Raw genomic sequence first — 16401 nt, forward strand, 5'->3', positions numbered from 1 at the left:
GTACCCCGGTGAGCACTTTCATGTGTACGCCGACAGGCCGTCGTCGTTGTCTGCACCGACACCTGCACCGGTCTGGTCCTGGTCGACGAACTCCACAACATCTCGCTCACCAGCCGCACCGGCGCGGAAGTCGCCGACACCCTGAAGCACTTCTCCGAGTGGATCCCGGCGACGTTCATCTACGCCGGCATCGACATCGAGCACTCCAACTTGCTGTCGGGAACCCGCGGGCAGCAGATCGCGGGCCGCTTCAGCCTCATCCCCATAGCCCCGTTCTCCTCCAACATGGAATGGAAGGGCCTGGTCGCCACGCTGGAGAGCACCCTGCTTCTGCACCGGCACCAGCCCGGCACCCTCACCGCCATCCGAGGCGCCGCGATCGACGCCATCCTCACCGGCACCGAGGCCGTCACCAAGAAGTCGCTCGCCGCGGTCCCCCTGGACCGCTCCGCGCAGTCCTTCTCCCGCACCGCCGCCGGGGCTCGTCGGTGAACGAGTACATGCAGATCCCGCTCCTCTCCCCGTTGACATCCACCCCCGGCTCGGTGAGACGACCGTCAGCTACATCCAGCGCCTCGCGCGAGCCAACCATCTCAAGCCCAGCGAGCTGGTCCGACACCTGGCGCCGCCACCACACAAGACCGGCAACAGGCCCGCCCTGGCCCATCTCGCGAAGGTCTGTGGCCGCTCGACAGACGTCCTGGCCATCACCCTCGCGGATGCCAAACCGGCGCAACTCGCTGTCTGCACGAAGGACGACCTCCGGCTGCGCCGCCGCGTCGCCTTGAAGAACGACGGTTTCGACATGACCGGGTTGATCAAACAGGACGCCCGCTGGAACAAGGACAGCCTGCGGCAGATCGCCAACAGCCGGCAGATCCCGCCCTGGGGCCTGAAGAGGATCCTCAGCCCGCGTTTCCCCGATCCGCAGCCTACATCGCGGCCCTTCATGAGCGAGGACAACTGCCGAAAGATCGAGATCTACTACTCACAGGGCCTCACTGCCAAGGAAACATGGCATTGCTTCCTCGACGACCACGACACCTGGATCACCCTGACGACCATCACGGCGCTCTACATCAGATTCGCCCGACAACCCCAGCCGGCCGAGTCCAGTGAAACTCAGTAGCTCTTCGGGGCCAGCTCTGCATACGTTCGGCCGCATGGCTGACGACTGCTTCGGGCATCCACGACTCGCCGCGATCTACGATCCGCTCGACCCCGACCGCAGCGACCTCGATACCTACCTCCGGATGGCGGAAGAGTTTGGGACGCAGCAAGTTCTGGACATCGGCTGCGGCACCGGGGTGTTCGCACTTCTCCTGGCCGACCGCGGGGCCGACGTCGTCGGCATCGATCCCGCCCAGGCATCCGTTGACGTCGCCCGGGCCAAACCGGGCAGTGAGCGAGTGCGCTGGATCTGCGGTGACGCGACAGCTCTCCCGCCACTGCAGGTCGACCTCGCGACGATGACGGCGAACGTCGCCCAGGAAATCGTTGATCCGGACACCTGGCAGAAGACGCTGCGGGGAGCCTACGAAGCGCTGCGGCCCGGCGGGCACCTGGTGTTCGAGACTCGTGATCCGGCCAGGCGCGCCTGGGAAGAGTGGACCCGGGAGAACTCCTACCACGTGACGGAGATCCCGAGCGTCGGCTCCGTCGAGAGATGGGTCCAACTGACCGAGGTGAGCTGGCCTCTGGTGACCTTCCGCTGGACCTACGTCTTCGCAGCGGACGGACAGGCGCTGACGTCGGACTCGACCCTGCGCTTCCGAGAGCGCGAAGAGGTCGAGACGGACCTGGTCACGCAGGGCTACGCGGTGGAAGACGTTCGTGATGCGCCCGACCGACCAGGCAAAGAGTTCGTCTTCCTCGCACGACGCACCTGATCCCTAGTGATCCACAGCACTCGAATTCGATGGCACTGTGGCCTCGACCCGCAAGCCCGCGATCGCGGCGTTGCTCGCGACGGTGGAATCGCGGCTGGCGAAGAACGGGGCCACGGCGGTCGGGGTGGGCACCGGGGGTGTCCGCCAAGACCCAATGGCCGACGGATGTCCTCGCTGTGGACGACTATTTCTCCCAGCCAGGCCGCAGTATGTCCATCAGCGGCACCTCCATGGCAACGCCGCACGTCGCCGACGCCGCCGCCCTCTACCTTGCCGCCCGCCCCTCGGCCACCCCGGCCAGGTCAGCGACGCCATGACGGCCAACGCCACCACAGGCGCCGTCAAGAGCGCCGGCAGCGGCTCCCCGAACAGGCTTGCCCAATTGGCCGCCCCCGGCGGGCAGGGAGACTGACCCAGTCCGCCGGCAGCGTGCAGCTCCTGCCCGGAGCGGGCATCCGGATATCGACGGACGCCTGACCTGCATCCCCTCTTCGCGTGAGGTCACCTTCGGCAGCGGGGTAAAGTCGCCGGGAATCACATCCAGCAGGCTCAGCACATGGTCTCCCGTACGCAGAGTGATCAGCAGTTCCCACCGCACGTGTCGTGGAACGTCCGGGCGGTGGGACAGGCGGTGCCACAGGGCAGGCCACAGGTAGTGGGTGCCGTCGGGCGCCGCATTCGCTTACCCACGCCGGGTCCAACCGCTGGCTCAGGCCGAGGTCACCCACCCGCTCCTCCAGCCTGGACAACGAGGCCCAGCGCGCACGGCACGCGACCGGCACCGCCGATGGGATTTCCTAGCCCCTCCCCCCGGCGTACAGCGGCGCTCAGCGATGCAGACCAGGCAGGGCATGGGCGCAGGAGGTTGTCTGTACCCCTTCCATCTCCAGGCCGACTGGACGGACCGCGCATGAATGGGCGAAATGAGAAGATTATTAAGGAGTCATTTTGCCTTCGAGGTGAGATGTCCCGGAACGCGCCTTACGGAGAGGAAGAGGGGCGGTGAAGATGCGCGGCCTTACCGCTCCCGAAGACCGGCCGGACGATCCGCTCGACGCCGTCCATCCGGCAACGGCAACGGTTGACGAGGGGGGCGTCGTGACCGGGTGGAGTGAGGGCGCCACGCGCCTGCTCGGCTATAGCCGCGAGGATGTGGTGGGGCGAGCGGCGGCCCGTCTGCTCGCCGAGGATGTCACCGAGGCGGCCAAGCGGTCCCTGTCCGGGCATGAGAGCTGGAACGGACGGGTAATGCTGCGTCACCGCAGCGGCCACTGTGTGCAGGCGGACCTGCTCGCGCACCATCGGGTGGCGGCAAACGGAGTCGACTGGCTCGTGGTGTGGACGACCGCACGTCGATCCGCCCCACGTGTGAGTGACGCGCTGGTGCGGTCGGGATTCGACCAGTCACCGTCCATTCTGGCGATCTACGACACCGATCTGCGCTCCGTGCTGGCGAACGCCGAAATGCAGAACGCGGTGGCGCTCACCGACGAACAGATGCGCGGCATGCGGCTGCCGGAGATCGTGCCGGACAACCCGGAAGCCGAGAACACCGAGCGGGCCATGCGCCGGGCGCTGGAGACCGGTGAACGGCAGCATCTGGAGCACGTCCTGCGCGTCCCGGGCGAGAGTCGCCAGCATGCCTGGTCGGTCTCCTTGGCCCCGCTGAAAGGCTCCTCCGGCCAGCTGTACGGAGTGGGATTGGCAGCACGTGACCTCACGGAGCAGTTCGAGGCCCGGCAGCGTCTGCTGCTGCTCAACGAAGCCAGCAGCCGCATCGGCACCACCCTGGACATGGCGCGCAGCGCACAGGAACTGGCCGATGTGGCCGTCCCCCGGCTCGCGGATTTCGTCACCGTCGACCTGCTGGTCTCCCTGGAGGACGGTGGCGAGCCGCCCTCGGGTCCGCTGTCCGGTCCGGTCACCATGCGCCGAGTCGCTCGGCAGTCCGTCATCCCGGGCGCCCCGGAGTCCGTGGTCGAACTGGGCGGCATGGCGACGTACCCGGCGCTCTCTCCTCCTGCCGAGTGCCTCGCCTCGGGCCGGCCGGCCAGGTACGAGATGACCGACTCCGCCGTCGCCGGTTGGACGGCTCATGATCCCGCCCGGGGCGCCCGCATCCGCGACGTGGGGATCCACTCCGTGATGGTCGTCCCGCTACAGGCCCGTCACATCATCCTCGGCGTGGTCCTCTTTCTCCGCCACCGGCGCCCCGAGCCGTTCGAAGAGGACGATCTGCTTCTGGCCGAGGAGATCACCGTCCGGGCGGCTGTCTGCGTCGACAACGCCCGCCGCTACACCCGTGAGCGCACGACCGCCGTGACCTTGCAGCGCAGCCTGCTGCCGCAGACGACGCCCGGCCAGGCGGCGGTCGAGACAGCTTCCCGCTATCGGCCCGCGGGTTCCCGGGCCGGCGTGGGCGGTGACTGGTTCGATGTCATTCCGCTCTCTGGTGCCCGTACCGCCCTGGTCATCGGTGATGTCGTCGGCCACGGAATCCAGGCGTCCGTCACCATGGGGCGGCTGCGCACCGCCGTACGCACGCTGGCCGATATAGACCTTCCACCCGACGAGCTGCTGACGCACCTGGACGACGTTGTCATCCGCATGTCCACCGAAACGGCCGCTTCTGCCGGCACGCCCTCTGCGGAGGCCACCGTGGCCACGTGCCTCTACGCGGTCTATGACCCGGTCTCCCGCCGCTGCACTCTCGCCCGCGCCGGGCATCCGCTACCGGCAGCCGTCGGCCCGGACGGTGCCGCGTACATCCTCGACCTGCCCGCCGGTCCGCCCCTCGGCCTGGGCGGCCTGCCCTTCGAGGCCGTGGAGGTGGAACTGCCCGAAGGCAGTCTCCTCGCGCTCTACACCGACGGCCTGGTCAAGGGGCGTGACCGCGACATCGATGAAGGATTGGAGGTGCTCCGCCAGGCGCTGGCTGACCCCGCCCCCTCTCTGGACGCCGTCTGCGACGCGGCGCTCGACGCGCTGCTCCCTGCCGGCACCGACGACGATGCGGCTCTTCTCCTCGCACGCTCCCGCGCGCTTGGAGCCAGCCAGGTCGCCACCTGGGACGTACCGTCCGATCCGTCCGTCGTCGCTCGGACCCGCGCGGACGTGGCCCACCAGTTGGCCGTCTGGGGACTCGAGGAGGCGCTGTTCACCACGGAGCTGGTCGTCAGCGAACTGGTCACCAATGCCATCCGATATGGTCGTCCTCCCATCCAGCTGAGGCTCATCCACGACCGCACGCTCATCTGCGAGGTGAGCGACAACAGCAACACCGCTCCCCATCTGCGCCGCGCCCGCGCTTTCGACGAGGGCGGCCGTGGTCTTCTCCTCGTCGCCCAGCTCACCCAGCGGTGGGGCACCCGTCACGCCCGGGAGGGCAAGACCATCTGGGCCGAGCAGGACCTCCCTGTCGGCTGAGAGCGGCAAGTCTCGAAAGGCCTCGGCCATGCGGAGGATCGACGGCCGAGCGTAGTGGGTGCTGCCGTCCCACCCTCGTACAGCGAACACCATCAGTAACGGCTGACTGGTCAGGACGACGAGTCCCCGAGGTCGCGATCGAGCCGGCGTGGTCGGTGGCCGGATGGCGTAGGACGCTGACGGACTGGCCCGCTGACGCGGATCGCCTCGTCGGTACTGTGATCAGCCAGTGTCGGCCGTCTTGATGTGAGTCATCAGCGCTGTCTCCACGGTAAGGGGCTCTTCCGCGGCGAGGTGTCCCGTGCTGATGATCTTCAAGGTCGCCCGTCGGATGCCGTGGGCGAGTTCCTGGGCGTGGTGGGGAGGGGTGGCCACGTCATGGGCACCGCCGATGACAAGTGTGGGGGCGCTGATCTGCCCGAGGCGGGGCCGCAGGTCATAGCCGGCCAGGGCGTCACAACAGGCCGCGTAACCGGCAGGGTCGGCGTCCGCGAGGCTCTTCAGCAGGGCGCGGCCCCGGGGTGTGGTCCTGGTGCGAGGGTCGGCGAACCATCGGCCGGGGTTGGTCACGAGCAGCGGGGCGGTGCCCTTGAGCCGTACGAGTGCGGCGCGCTCCCTCCAGGGGCCCGGAGCGCCGAAGTGGGCGGAGGAGCAGATCAGGGTGAGGGAAGCGACGCGCTCGGGGTGGTGGGCGGCGAGGTGGGCACCGATCGCTCCGCCCAGGGAGATGCCCGCGTAGTGGAACTGCCGGACTCCATGGTGGTCGATGAGGTCGAGGACGAGTGCGGCGAGGTCCGCCACGGTGGTGCCACCGGGCCCGGGGTCGCCCAGCAGATCGGCCGGGGAGTCGCCGTGCCCAGGCAGGTCGAAGGGCAGCACGCGGAAGTTCTGTGCCAGGGCCCGCAGGTGGGGTGCCCATACGGTCATCGACGTTCCGAGGGAGGGACCGAGGACCAGGAGGGGTTCTCCGGGCGGGCCCGAGAGGTGGTGGTGCAGCAAGCGGACGGGGGGCACGGCGGCTCCTACGAGATGAAGAGGGGGCGGGCGTCAGCGTTCCAGGACGAGGGCGAGCCCCTGCCCGACGCCGATGCACAGCGTGGCGACGCCCGTGCCCGAACCGGCGGCCTTCAGCTGGTGGGCGACGGCGCCGGCGAGCCGGGCGCCGGACGCGCCCAGCGGATGGCCGATGGCGATCGCGCCACCGCGCGGGTTGAGGATCGCCGGGTCGAACGAGGGCCACTCGGCGACACAGCCGAGGACCTGGGCGGCGAACGCCTCGTTGAGTTCCAGGGTGGTGAGGTCGGCGAACGTCCTGCCCGCCTTGGCCAGCGCCCGGTTGACCGCCTCGACGGGCCCGAGGCCGAAGTAGTGCGGCTCGATGGCGGTGACGGCGGAGGCGCTGATCCGGGCGAGCGGTTCACGGCCGCACTCCTTCAGGCCCTCGGCATCAGCCAGCAGCAGCGCCGCCGCGCCGTCGTTGAGCGGAGAGGCGTTGCCCGCGGTGACCGTCCCGTTCTCGGTCCGGAAGGACGGCTTCAGCTTCGCCATCGCGTTCAGGGAGGCGTGGTCGCGTATGCACTCGTCGCGGTCCAGGACCACCGGCTCGCCCGTGCGCTGCGGGATTTCGACCGGCACCGTCTCCGCGTCGTACAGGCCGTCCTTCCAGGCGCTCGCCGCCTTCGCGTGGGAGGCGAGTGCGAAGGCGTCCTGCTGTTCTCGCGTGATGCCGTGCTTCTCGGCGATCAGCTCGGCGCTCTCACCGAGTGGGACCGTCCACTGCGGCTCCATCGCCGGGTTGGCCATGCGCCAGCCGAGCGTCGTGGAGTACAGCTGGGTGTGCCCGGCCGGGAAGGGGCGATCGGGCTTGGGCAGGACGTAGGGTGCGCGGGTCATCGACTCGACGCCGCCGGCCAGGGCGATGGAGACGTCGCCGAGTGCGATGGCCCGCGCGGCTTGGATGACCGCCTCCAGTCCGGAGGCGCACAGCCGGTTGACCGTGACACCCGGCACGGTCACCGGCAGGCCCGCCAGCAGCGCCGCCATGCGGGCCACGTTCCGGTTGTCCTCGCCGGCGCCGTTGGCGTTGCCGTAGAAGACGTCACCGATGCGGGCGGGGTCGAGCTCGGGGGTGCGGGCGAGGAGTTCACGGATGGTGTGGGCGGCCAGGTCGTCCGGGCGGACGGAGGACAGGCCGCCGTTGTACTTGCCGACCGGGGTGCGGACGGCGTCGACGATGTAGACGTCACGCAGGCTCATCGGGCCATCTCTTCCGGGACGAGGACCTTGGCGGCTGTGTTGTCGGTGATGTCGGCGGCGGTCACGCCCGGTGCGGTCTCGACGAGGATCAGCCCGTCGTCGGTGACGTCCAGGACACCGAGATCGGTGATGATCCGGTGCACACAGGCACGGCCGGTCAGCGGCAGGGTGCATTCCTGAACGATCTTCGGACTGCCGTCCTTGGCCGTGTGCGTCATGACGACGATCACCCGGCGCGCCCCGTGCACCAGATCCATCGCCCCGCCGATGCCGGTGACCAGCTTGCCGGGCACAGCCCAGTTGGCCAGATCCCCGTCGGCGGACACCTGCATGGCGCCCAGTACCGCGACGTCGATGTGCCCGCCACGGATCATCGCGAACGACAGCGCCGAGTCGAAGAACGACGCCCCGGGGAGCACGGTCACCGTCTCCTTGCCCGCATTGATCAGATCCGGATCGACCTCGTCCTCGTACGGAAAAGGCCCCGTGCCCAGAATCCCGTTCTCCGACTCCAGCACCACATGCACGCCCTCCGGCAGATGTCCGGGGATCAGGGTCGGCAGGCCGATGCCGAGATTGACGTACTCACCGTCGCGGAGTTCAGTGGCCGCCCGGGCGGCCATCTCCTCACGTGTCCAGGCCATCTAGCCGCGCACCGTCCTGTTCTCGATCCTCTTGTCGGCGGCCTGCTCGGCGGTGAGGGGCACCACCCGCTGCACGAAGACGCCCGGCACATGGACATGGTCGGGGTCGATCTCGCCGGGTTCGACCAGTTCCTCGACCTCGGCGACCGTGACACGCCCGGCCATCGCGGCCAGCGGGTTGAAGTTGCGCGCCGACTTGGCGAACACCAGATTCCCGTGCCGGTCACCCTTGGCCGCCCGGAGCAGCGCGAAATCCGTACGGATGCCGTGTTCCAGTACGTGCGGTACGCCGTCGAACTCGCGGACCTCCTTGGGCGGGGACGCCACCGCGACACCGCCGCTCCCGTCGTACCGCCATGGCAGGCCGCCGTCAGCCACTTGCGTACCGACCCCCGCCGGGGTGTAGAAGGCCGGGATACCCGCACCCCCGGCGCGCAGCCGCTCGGCGAGGGTGCCCTGCGGGATCAGCTCCACCTCCAGCTCTCCCGCCAGGTACTGCCGTGCGAACTCCTTGTTGGCACCGATGTACGAACCCGTCACCCGGCCGATCCTGCCCGCCGCGAGCAGCACCGCGAGCCCCGAATCCAGCGCCCCGCAGTTGTTGGACACCACCCCCAGCCCGCCCACACCGCGCTCATGGAGCGCCTGGATGAGCACGTTCGGCACACCACTCAGGCCGAAGCCGCCCACGGCCAATGACACACCGTCAGTCACATCGGACACAGCCTCGGCGGCCGTCGCCACCACCTTGTCCATCGCCATCAGGTCGCCGCCACGGCAGGGGCTTCGAGCGCGGACGGATGGTTCGCCAGGGGAATGACTGTGATCGTCATGTAGGGGAAGAGCGGCAACTGCCACAGGAGGCGGTGCAGTTCCTCGTTGTCCGTGACGTCGAAGACGCTGAGATTGGCGTACTGACCGGCACACCGCCAGATGTGGACCCAGACACCGGACTTCTGGAGTTCCCGGCAGTAGCTCTTCTCGCGGGTCACCAGGTCCTCCCGGACTTCCGGTTCGAGGTCGTGCGGGATACCGACGTCCATCTTCACTGCGAACAACATGGTGTTTCCTTGCCGGTTGAGAGTGGTGTCGCGGTACGTACGTCAGGCCTTGTCGAGCACGAAGTCGTACGTGACCTCGTTGCCGACGCCGGATGCCGCGGGCGCGGTGTCGAGGACCAGCTCCGGCTTGACGGCCGAGGCGATGTCGTCCTCGACGTGGCTGCCGCCCCGGAAGTACAGCTGGGTGGTGATGAGCTGGTGGCCGGGTGCGGAGACCTTCAGGTGCAGGTGGGCGGGGCGCCAGGCGTGCCAGCCGGCCGCGGCGATCAGCTTGCCGCAGGAGCCGTCGGTGGGGATCTGGTACGGAGCCGGCTCCATGGTGTGGATCACGAAGCGACCGTCGCCGTCGGTGACGACGGTGCCGCGCAGGTTCCACTCGGGCAGCCCGGGGGCGAACTGCGAGTAGAGGCCGTCCGCGTCGGCGTGCCACATCTCGACCTTGGCGCCGGCCAGTGGCGTGCCGTCCACGCCGGCCACCTGCCCCTGGAACAGCAGCGGTGTGCCGGGTTCGTCGTCGCGCATGGGCAGGGTGGCCTCGGCGGTGAACGTCGGCGAGCCCGGGACGTAGTACGGGCCCTCGATCGTGCCCTTGCTGCCCTGCCGGTCCTCGTTGGCGACCTCTTCGACGACGTGCTCGACCCACACGTCGAGGAACAGCGGCCATTCACCGTCGAGGCCGACCTGGATGAGCCAGGCCTTGAGCGCGTCGTACTCGGCGTAGGTGACCTTGTGGCGGCAGATGATGTCGTGCACGGCGGCGAGGACTTCCGACGCCAGGGTGTCGACGCGCTTGGTGTCCACGTTCTTGGTGTCGGCGACGGCGGCGGCCGTGCGCTGCGTGGCGCGGAACTTCTCGGTCGCGGCGGCGCCGGAGGCGGCGGCGGTGGCCGCGGTGGCTGCTTCAGCGGCTGTGGGCGTGGTGATGTCGGTCATGTCTCGTTCCTGTTTTTGCTTCTGTTTCTGTCTTTTGTTTCCGTGGCTGGGGCCGGATTCAGTTCCTGGGGCGGTCCTGCGACCTCAGACGTCCTGGCGGTAGCGGGCCAGCTTCTCGGGGTCGATGTCGATCCCCAGCCCGGCACCTTCGCGGATGCGCAGGGTTCCGTCCTCGATGGAGAGCGGCTCGGTGAGCAGGTCGTCGGTCATGTCGAGGAAGTTCGACAATTCACCGGCTTGCCGGGCGGCCGACCGGTGAGCCGCGCCGAAGGCAACGGTGCAGAGGGTGCCGATCTGCCCGTCGATCTGATTGCCCATCACCAACTCGACGCCCAAGGCCTCGCACTGGTGCAGCACGCGCTGGGAGGCGGTGAAGCCGGTGCGCGCCGTCTTGATGCTGATGGCGGTCGCGGATCCGCCGAGCAGCTCGCGGGTCACCTCCGCCGGCCGGGTGGCGCTCTCGTCGGCGATGAACGGGATGGGGCTCCGGCCGACCAGCCAGCGGCGTCCCAGTACGTCGTCGGCGGGGCACAGTTCCTCGGCGAACGTCAGCCCCAGGTCGGCCATCTCGTCCAGGGCGCGGGCCGCCTCGGACGCGGTCCAGCCGCGGTTGCCGTCGATGTAGAGCTCCACGTCCGGGCCAAGGGCCTGGCGCAGTGCGCGGCAGGCGTCGACGTCGTCGGTGTAGGGCCGCCGGCCGACCTTGACCTTGAACGTGGTGATGCCGTGGGCGTCCCGGACGCGCTCGGCTTCGGCAACCATCCGGTCGGCCGGTGCGAAGCCCACCATGTGGCTCACCCTCATCCGGTCGGTGTACCCGCCGAGCAGACCGGACACCGGCATGTCGGCCGCCTGGCCCAGGAGGTCCCACAGGGCCATGTCGAGGGCGGCCTTGGCGGTGGGGTTGCCGACGGTCCGGTCGAGCCGTTCGTGGACGGCCTCCCGTTCCAGCGCCGAAAGGCCCAGGATCTGCGGCGCGAAGATCCTGTCGATCACCGCGACGATGGACTCCTGCGTCTCGCCGTAGGTGTAGGGGCGGGGCGGCGCCTCCGCGACACCGAGCAACCCGTCGTCCGTGTGCACGCGTACCAGCACATGGTCGGCATCGCGTACTTCGCCGCTGGCGAATACGAGCGGCTTTCTGTAGGGAATCGAAAAGGGAATTGCCTCAATCTTGGTGATCTTCATGACCCCTCGATCTCGAGGTTTTCGGGCGCGATAAACACGCGGTTCCTTTCGAGAATGTTCAGCAGATTCCTCACGAGGGGAGATTCGTCGTCCTCGCGCCAAGCCATCGCGAGCCGGACGGGCAGGGCGCCCTCGATGCGTTTGCACAGCACGCCTTCGCGCGGTGCCGAGCGGACGGAGTCCGGCAGTACGGCGACGCCGAGGCCGGCGGCGACCAGGGCCAGCGCCGCGGATGTCTCCGTGACTTCGTAGGCGCGGCGCGGGTGGAAACCCGCTGCCAGACAGCTGCGGATCACTGCGTCATCGACGACTGAGCTGAGCGTGGCCGCGTACATGATGAAGCTCTCATGCCGCAGCTGCTCGACGCGTACGACGTCCGCCTCGCTCAGCCAGTGCTCGTCAGGTACGGCGACGACCAGGGGCTCGTCGGCGAGGGTGCGGTGGGCTATGCCTTCCCGCCGGATCGGCGGGCGCAGTACGCCGACATCGAGGCGCCTTTCGAGCAGTCCCGACTCCTGGGCGGGCGTGAGCATCTCGGTGTGCACCTCCAACATCACTCCCGGCATCTCGCGTTTCACCAGCCGTGCCAGCGCGGGCAGCTGCCGGTACGAGGCGGACCCCGTCAGGCCGACACGCAGCACCCCCTCGGCGCCTGACGCGAAGCGCGTGACCCTGGCCGCCGCCTCCGAGACGGCGTGGAGAATGCGCTGCACGTCGGCGAGGAACACCTCTCCGGCCGCGGTCACGGCGACCTGCCGGGTCGTACGGGTGAACAGCTCGACACCCAGCTCGGCCTCCAGCTGGCGGATCGCCTGGGACAGCGGGGGCTGTGCCATGTGCAGCAGCTGCGCCGCCCTGCCGAAATGGCGGGTGTCGGCGACGGCCGCGAAATACCGGAGGTGCCTGAGCTCCATGGGGCCGCCTCCTGAATTCTCGGGCCCTCGATTGCGCCTCATCGTAGGAAGCGGAATCCCGGACGGACAAATACTTGATTCCAGCGTATTGATACGGAGGCGATATCAATACCCCCCTGGGTCAACCCTGGGGGAATTACCTAGGGCCCAGTCTTCATCGCGATGTCATGGTGCTGAAAAGCAGTCGTAACCGATGCACATGATTCGGAGGAACGGACTATGGTCGAAGCACCCAGCCGGGCGCGGACGATTCTCGAAAACGCCCTGGAGGAAGACCCTACGAGCGGCGTGTACCGCGTCCGCCGGAGCGTGTTCACCGACGAGGAGCTCTTCGAGCTGGAGATGAAGTACATCTTCGAGGGGAACTGGGTCTATCTCGCGCACGAGAGCCAGATCCCGGACGTCGGAGATTACTTCACCACCCACATCGGCCGGCAGCCCGTCGTCATCTCCCGCGACAAGCAGGGGGAGCTGCACGCCCTGATCAACGCGTGCAGCCACCGCGGCGCGATGCTCTGCCGCCGCAAGACGGACAACCGCACCACCTTCACCTGCCCGTTCCACGGCTGGACGTTCAGCAACGCCGGCAAGCTCCTCAAGGTCAAGGACCCGCGCGGCGCCGGCTACCCGGAGCAGTTCAATACCAACGGTTCACACGACCTGACCAGGGTCGCCCGCTTCGAGAGCTACCGCGGCTTCCTCTTCGGCAGCCTGAACCCGGACGTCCCACCGCTTACCGAGCACCTCGGTGACGCGGCGAAGGTCATCGACATGATCGTCGATCAGTCCCCGGAGGGGCTGGAGGTGCTGCGCGGTTTCTCTACGTACACCTACGACGGCAACTGGAAGTTGCAGGCGGAGAACGGCGCCGACGGCTACCACGTGTCGGCCACCCACTGGAACTACGCGGCGACCCAGGCGCGCCGTACCGCGGGTGAGTCGGCCAACGACACCAAGACGATGGACGCCGGTGGCTGGGCCAAGCAGCGAGGCGGCTTCTACTCCTTCGACCACGGCCACCTGCTGCTGTGGACCAAGTGGCTCGACCCCACCAACCGGCCTCTGCACGAGCGGCGCGACGAGCTGGTGGCGGAGTACGGCGAGGACAAGGCCGACTGGATGATCGGCGTCTCCCGCAATCTGTGCCTCTACCCCAACGTCTATCTGATGGACCAGTTCGGCTCCCAGATCCGGCACTTCCGGCCCGTCTCGGTCGACAAGACCGAAGTCACGATCTACTGCATCGCCCCCAAGGGTGAGTCGGCCGCCGCACGCGCCCAGCGCATCCGGCAGTACGAGGACTTCTTCAACGCCACCGGCATGGCCACCCCGGACGACCTGGAGGAGTTCCGCTCCTGCCAGAAGACCTACCTGGCCACCGCCGCCCCGTGGAACGACCTCAGCCGCGGTGCCGTGCACCAGATCCAGGGCCCCGACGAGGACGCCAAGCGCATCGGGCTCAACCCGCTCGCCAGTGGTGTGCGGACCGAGGACGAGGGCCTCTACCCCATCCAGCACGGCTACTGGCTGGAGACCATCCGCCGCGCGCTGGACGAGGAAGACCGGCACGCCCAGCGGCGTGACGACGTCACGGCACCCGCACGATGCGCATGACCACGGCGTTCACGAAAGGAGCAGCATCATGACGATGACCCCCGCGGAGACGAGCACCGTCACGCTGGAAGCGGTCCGCCGGTTCCTCTACCGGGAGGCGCGCCACCTCGACGACCGGGAGTTCGAGAAGTGGCTGGAGTGCTACCACCCGGAAGTCGAGTTCTGGATGCCGGCCTGGGCGGACGACGACGAGCTCACCCGTGACCCGCAGAGCGAGATCTCGCTGATCTACTACGCGAACCGCGGCGGCCTGGAGGACCGGGTCTTCCGGATCCGCACCGACCGCTCCAGCGCCACCAGCCTGCCCGAGCCCCGCACCGGCCACAACATCACCAATGTCGAGATCACCGCTGAGAACGGCGGCCTCGTGGACGTGCGCTTCAACTGGTTCACGCTCTACTACCGCTACCAGAGCGTCGACACGTACTTCGGCACCTCGTTCTACCGCATCGACTTCACCGGCCCGAGCCCACTGATCAGAGCCAAGAAGGTCGTGCTGAAGAACGACTACGTCCACCACGTGGTCGACGTCTACCACGTCTGAACCGAGTGGCCCTTCCCCCCTCCCGCAACCCGAAATGAGCACCACCATGGCATTCCAGGTCGCCCTGAGCTTCGAGGACGGCATCACCCGGTTCATCGACTGCGGACCGGACGAGACCGTCGCCGACGCCTCGTACAGGGCCCGGATCAACATCCCGCTCGACTGCCGCGACGGCGCCTGCGGCACCTGCAAGTCGCTCTGCGAGTCCGGGAGTTACGACGGCGGCGACTACATCGACGAGGCACTGACCGACGACGAAGCGGCGCTCGGCTACTGCCTGCCGTGCCAGATGACACCGCAGAGCGACCTCGTCCTGCGCATCCCCTCCACCTCGGCCGCCGCCAGGACGGCCGCGGCCACCCACACCGCCACCCTCACCGAGATCGCCCGGTACTCCGCCAGCACCGTCGGCATCACCCTGGACGTCGACGACCGCCGGGCCCTGGACTTCCTGCCCGGGCAGTACGTCAACGTCCGCGTCCCGGGGACCGAGCTGACCCGCTCGTACTCCTTCAGCACCGGGCCCCACCAGCACCAGGTGTCCTTCCTCGTCCGTATCACCGAAGGCGGCGCGATGTCGGGCTACCTCACCGACCGTGCCGAAGTCGGCGACCGCATCGACTTCACCGGCCCGATGGGCAGCTTCTACCTACGCGAACTCAATCGCCCCGCCCTGTTCCTGGCGGGCGGCACCGGACTGGCGCCGCTGCTGTCGATGCTGGAACGGCTGACCCAGGCACCGGCCCCGTACCCGGTCCACCTCATCTACGGAGTGAGCACCGACCAGGATCTGGTCCACCTGGACACGCTGGACGACTACGCCGACGTCATACCGGGCTTCACCTTCGACCACTGCGTCGCCGACCCGGCCAGCAGCGCCCGGAACAAGGGCTACGTCACCGGCCTGATCGACGAGAAGGCCCTGCACGACGGTGACGCCGATGTCTATCTGTGCGGGCCACCGGCCATGGTCGAGGCGGTACGCGGCCACGTCGCGGCCCTGGGCATCACCCCTGCCGGCTTCCACTACGAGAAGTTCGCGGTGACAGCGGGAGCGGGAGCAGGAGCGGCCCGGTGAGCCCGACGCCGCCGGCGCACTCGTTCACGCCGCACCCCGGCAGGTTCAGCGGCAAGAAAGTCGTGGTCACCGGTGCCGCCCAGGGCATCGGTCTGGCGGTGGCCCGCCGCCTGGTGGCCGAGTCGGCCGATGTCGTCCTGGTCGACCGCTCGGAGCTCGTCCAGGAGGTCGCCGCCGAGCTGAAGGCCGATGCCGTCGTCGCCGACCTGGAGCGGTACGGGGGAGCCGAGAACGCCATCGCGGTGGCCCACGCGCGGCACGGCAGGATCGACTGCCTCATCAACAACGTGGGCGGCACGATCTGGGCCAAGCCGTACGAGCACTACACACCCGAGCAGATCCAGGCGGAGATCCAACGCTCCCTGTTCCCGACCTTGTGGACCTGCCGCGCCGTCCTGCCCCACCTCATCGCGCAACGCTCCGGGACCATCGTCAACGTCTCATCCGTGGCCACCCGCGGCGTCAACCGTGTCCCCTACGCGGCGGCCAAGGGCGGGGTGAACGCCGTCACCGCCTCGCTGGCCCTGGAAGCGGCGCCGTACGGCATCCGCGTCGTGGCCACCGCACCGGGCGGAACCGACGCCCCGGCCCGGCGCGTCGCCCGCGGCCCAGCGGCCCGCAGCGATCAGGAGAAGTCCTGGTACCAGCAGATCGTCGACCAGACCATCGCCTCCTCCCTGATGAAGCGGTACGGCTCGCTGGACGAGCAGGCCGCGGCGATCGTCTTCCTCGCCTCCGACGAGGCGTCCTACATCACCGGCACGGTGCTTCCCGTCGCCGGCGGGGACCTCGGTTGAACCTCGGTTCAGCACACCCGCCCTCCGCTCCCACCCGCTCCGCGCTCCACCCGCCCA

18 protein-coding genes and 1 pseudogene are annotated in these 16401 nt (G+C 68.6%); 10 read left to right on the top strand and 9 right to left on the bottom strand.

Annotated elements, in window-relative coordinates:
- Positions 1 to 18: 18 nt before the first annotated feature.
- A complete protein-coding gene (locus ACF06X_RS26575; RefSeq protein WP_392289817.1) occupies positions 19 to 204 on the bottom strand; it encodes a hypothetical protein in 186 nt (61 codons plus the stop codon).
- A 6-nt stretch (positions 205 to 210) separates the two neighbouring features.
- On the opposite strand from ACF06X_RS26575, the gene ACF06X_RS26580 reads away from it, so the two are divergent.
- The 6 genes and pseudogenes from ACF06X_RS26580 to ACF06X_RS26605 all read left to right on the top strand — a co-directional run bounded on the left by ACF06X_RS26580 (position 211) and on the right by ACF06X_RS26605 (position 5315).
- Positions 211 to 492, top strand: coding sequence for a hypothetical protein (locus tag ACF06X_RS26580; protein WP_392289818.1), 282 nt, complete (start codon positions 211 to 213; stop codon positions 490 to 492).
- Positions 493 to 529: 37 nt separating this feature from the next.
- A pseudogene (locus ACF06X_RS26585) lies at positions 530 to 784 on the top strand (TniQ family protein); the annotation flags it as partial.
- 21 nt (positions 785 to 805) lie between these two features.
- On the top strand, positions 806 to 1129 hold the full coding sequence (locus ACF06X_RS26590) for a hypothetical protein (protein WP_392289819.1): 324 nt from the start codon (positions 806 to 808) through the stop codon (positions 1127 to 1129).
- Between the two features lie 34 nt (positions 1130 to 1163).
- Positions 1164 to 1889, top strand: coding sequence for a class I SAM-dependent methyltransferase (locus tag ACF06X_RS26595; RefSeq protein WP_392289820.1), 726 nt, complete (start codon positions 1164 to 1166; stop codon positions 1887 to 1889).
- Between the two features lie 29 nt (positions 1890 to 1918).
- On the top strand, positions 1919 to 2206 hold the full coding sequence (locus ACF06X_RS26600) for a S8 family serine peptidase (RefSeq protein WP_392289821.1): 288 nt from the start codon (positions 1919 to 1921) through the stop codon (positions 2204 to 2206).
- Positions 2207 to 2897: 691 nt separating this feature from the next.
- On the top strand, positions 2898 to 5315 hold the full coding sequence (locus tag ACF06X_RS26605) for a SpoIIE family protein phosphatase (protein ID WP_392290174.1): 2418 nt from the start codon (positions 2898 to 2900) through the stop codon (positions 5313 to 5315).
- Between the two features lie 222 nt (positions 5316 to 5537).
- On the opposite strand, the gene ACF06X_RS26610 is transcribed toward ACF06X_RS26605, so the two are convergent.
- The 8 genes from ACF06X_RS26610 to ACF06X_RS26645 form a co-directional block, all read right to left on the bottom strand.
- Positions 5538 to 6329 carry an alpha/beta fold hydrolase gene (locus ACF06X_RS26610; RefSeq protein ID WP_392289822.1) on the bottom strand — a complete coding sequence of 264 codons (792 nt, stop codon included), beginning with the start codon at positions 6327 to 6329 and terminating at the stop codon, positions 5538 to 5540.
- A 33-nt stretch (positions 6330 to 6362) separates the two neighbouring features.
- Positions 6363 to 7565, bottom strand: a complete 1203-nt coding sequence (locus tag ACF06X_RS26615; protein ID WP_392290175.1) for a thiolase family protein — start codon at positions 7563 to 7565, stop codon at positions 6363 to 6365.
- Positions 7566 to 7567: 2 nt separating this feature from the next.
- Positions 7568 to 8215 carry a CoA transferase subunit B gene (locus ACF06X_RS26620; RefSeq protein ID WP_392289823.1) on the bottom strand — a complete coding sequence of 216 codons (648 nt, stop codon included), beginning with the start codon at positions 8213 to 8215 and terminating at the stop codon, positions 7568 to 7570.
- A complete protein-coding gene (locus tag ACF06X_RS26625) occupies positions 8216 to 8971 on the bottom strand; it encodes a CoA transferase subunit A (protein WP_392290176.1) in 756 nt (251 codons plus the stop codon).
- Positions 8972 to 8976: 5 nt separating this feature from the next.
- Positions 8977 to 9276: a muconolactone Delta-isomerase gene (gene catC / locus ACF06X_RS26630; RefSeq protein WP_392289824.1), complete on the bottom strand. Its 300-nt coding sequence runs from the start codon at positions 9274 to 9276 to the stop codon at positions 8977 to 8979.
- A gap of 42 nt (positions 9277 to 9318) precedes the next feature.
- Positions 9319 to 10209, bottom strand: a complete 891-nt coding sequence (gene catA, locus ACF06X_RS26635; protein ID WP_392289825.1) for a catechol 1,2-dioxygenase — start codon at positions 10207 to 10209, stop codon at positions 9319 to 9321.
- A gap of 84 nt (positions 10210 to 10293) precedes the next feature.
- A complete protein-coding gene (locus tag ACF06X_RS26640) occupies positions 10294 to 11397 on the bottom strand; it encodes a mandelate racemase/muconate lactonizing enzyme family protein (protein ID WP_392289826.1) in 1104 nt (367 codons plus the stop codon).
- Positions 11394 to 12311, bottom strand: coding sequence for a LysR substrate-binding domain-containing protein (locus ACF06X_RS26645; RefSeq protein WP_392289827.1), 918 nt, complete (start codon positions 12309 to 12311; stop codon positions 11394 to 11396). The genes ACF06X_RS26640 and ACF06X_RS26645 overlap by 4 nt, the downstream gene beginning before the upstream one ends.
- A gap of 219 nt (positions 12312 to 12530) precedes the next feature.
- On the opposite strand from ACF06X_RS26645, the gene benA reads away from it, so the two are divergent.
- Genes benA through ACF06X_RS26665 form a run of 4 tightly spaced genes read left to right on the top strand, consistent with a single transcriptional unit; the run spans position 12531 to position 16344 of the window.
- Entirely contained in the window at positions 12531 to 13925 is a 1395-nt protein-coding gene (gene benA / locus ACF06X_RS26650) for a benzoate 1,2-dioxygenase large subunit (RefSeq protein WP_392289828.1), read from the top strand.
- A 34-nt stretch (positions 13926 to 13959) separates the two neighbouring features.
- Positions 13960 to 14469, top strand: coding sequence for a benzoate 1,2-dioxygenase small subunit (gene benB / locus ACF06X_RS26655; protein ID WP_392290177.1), 510 nt, complete (start codon positions 13960 to 13962; stop codon positions 14467 to 14469).
- A 46-nt stretch (positions 14470 to 14515) separates the two neighbouring features.
- Entirely contained in the window at positions 14516 to 15547 is a 1032-nt protein-coding gene (benC, locus tag ACF06X_RS26660; RefSeq protein ID WP_392289829.1) for a benzoate 1,2-dioxygenase electron transfer component BenC, read from the top strand.
- Positions 15544 to 16344 (top strand): 1,6-dihydroxycyclohexa-2,4-diene-1-carboxylate dehydrogenase, encoded by an 801-nt coding sequence (locus ACF06X_RS26665; protein ID WP_392289830.1) that lies wholly within the window; start codon positions 15544 to 15546, stop codon positions 16342 to 16344. The genes benC and ACF06X_RS26665 overlap by 4 nt, the downstream gene beginning before the upstream one ends.
- The last annotated feature ends 57 nt before the right edge of the window (positions 16345 to 16401 follow it).

The sequence above is a fragment of the Streptomyces sp. NPDC015346 genome (assembly GCF_043078785.1).
Classification (GTDB): domain Bacteria; phylum Actinomycetota; class Actinomycetes; order Streptomycetales; family Streptomycetaceae; genus Streptomyces.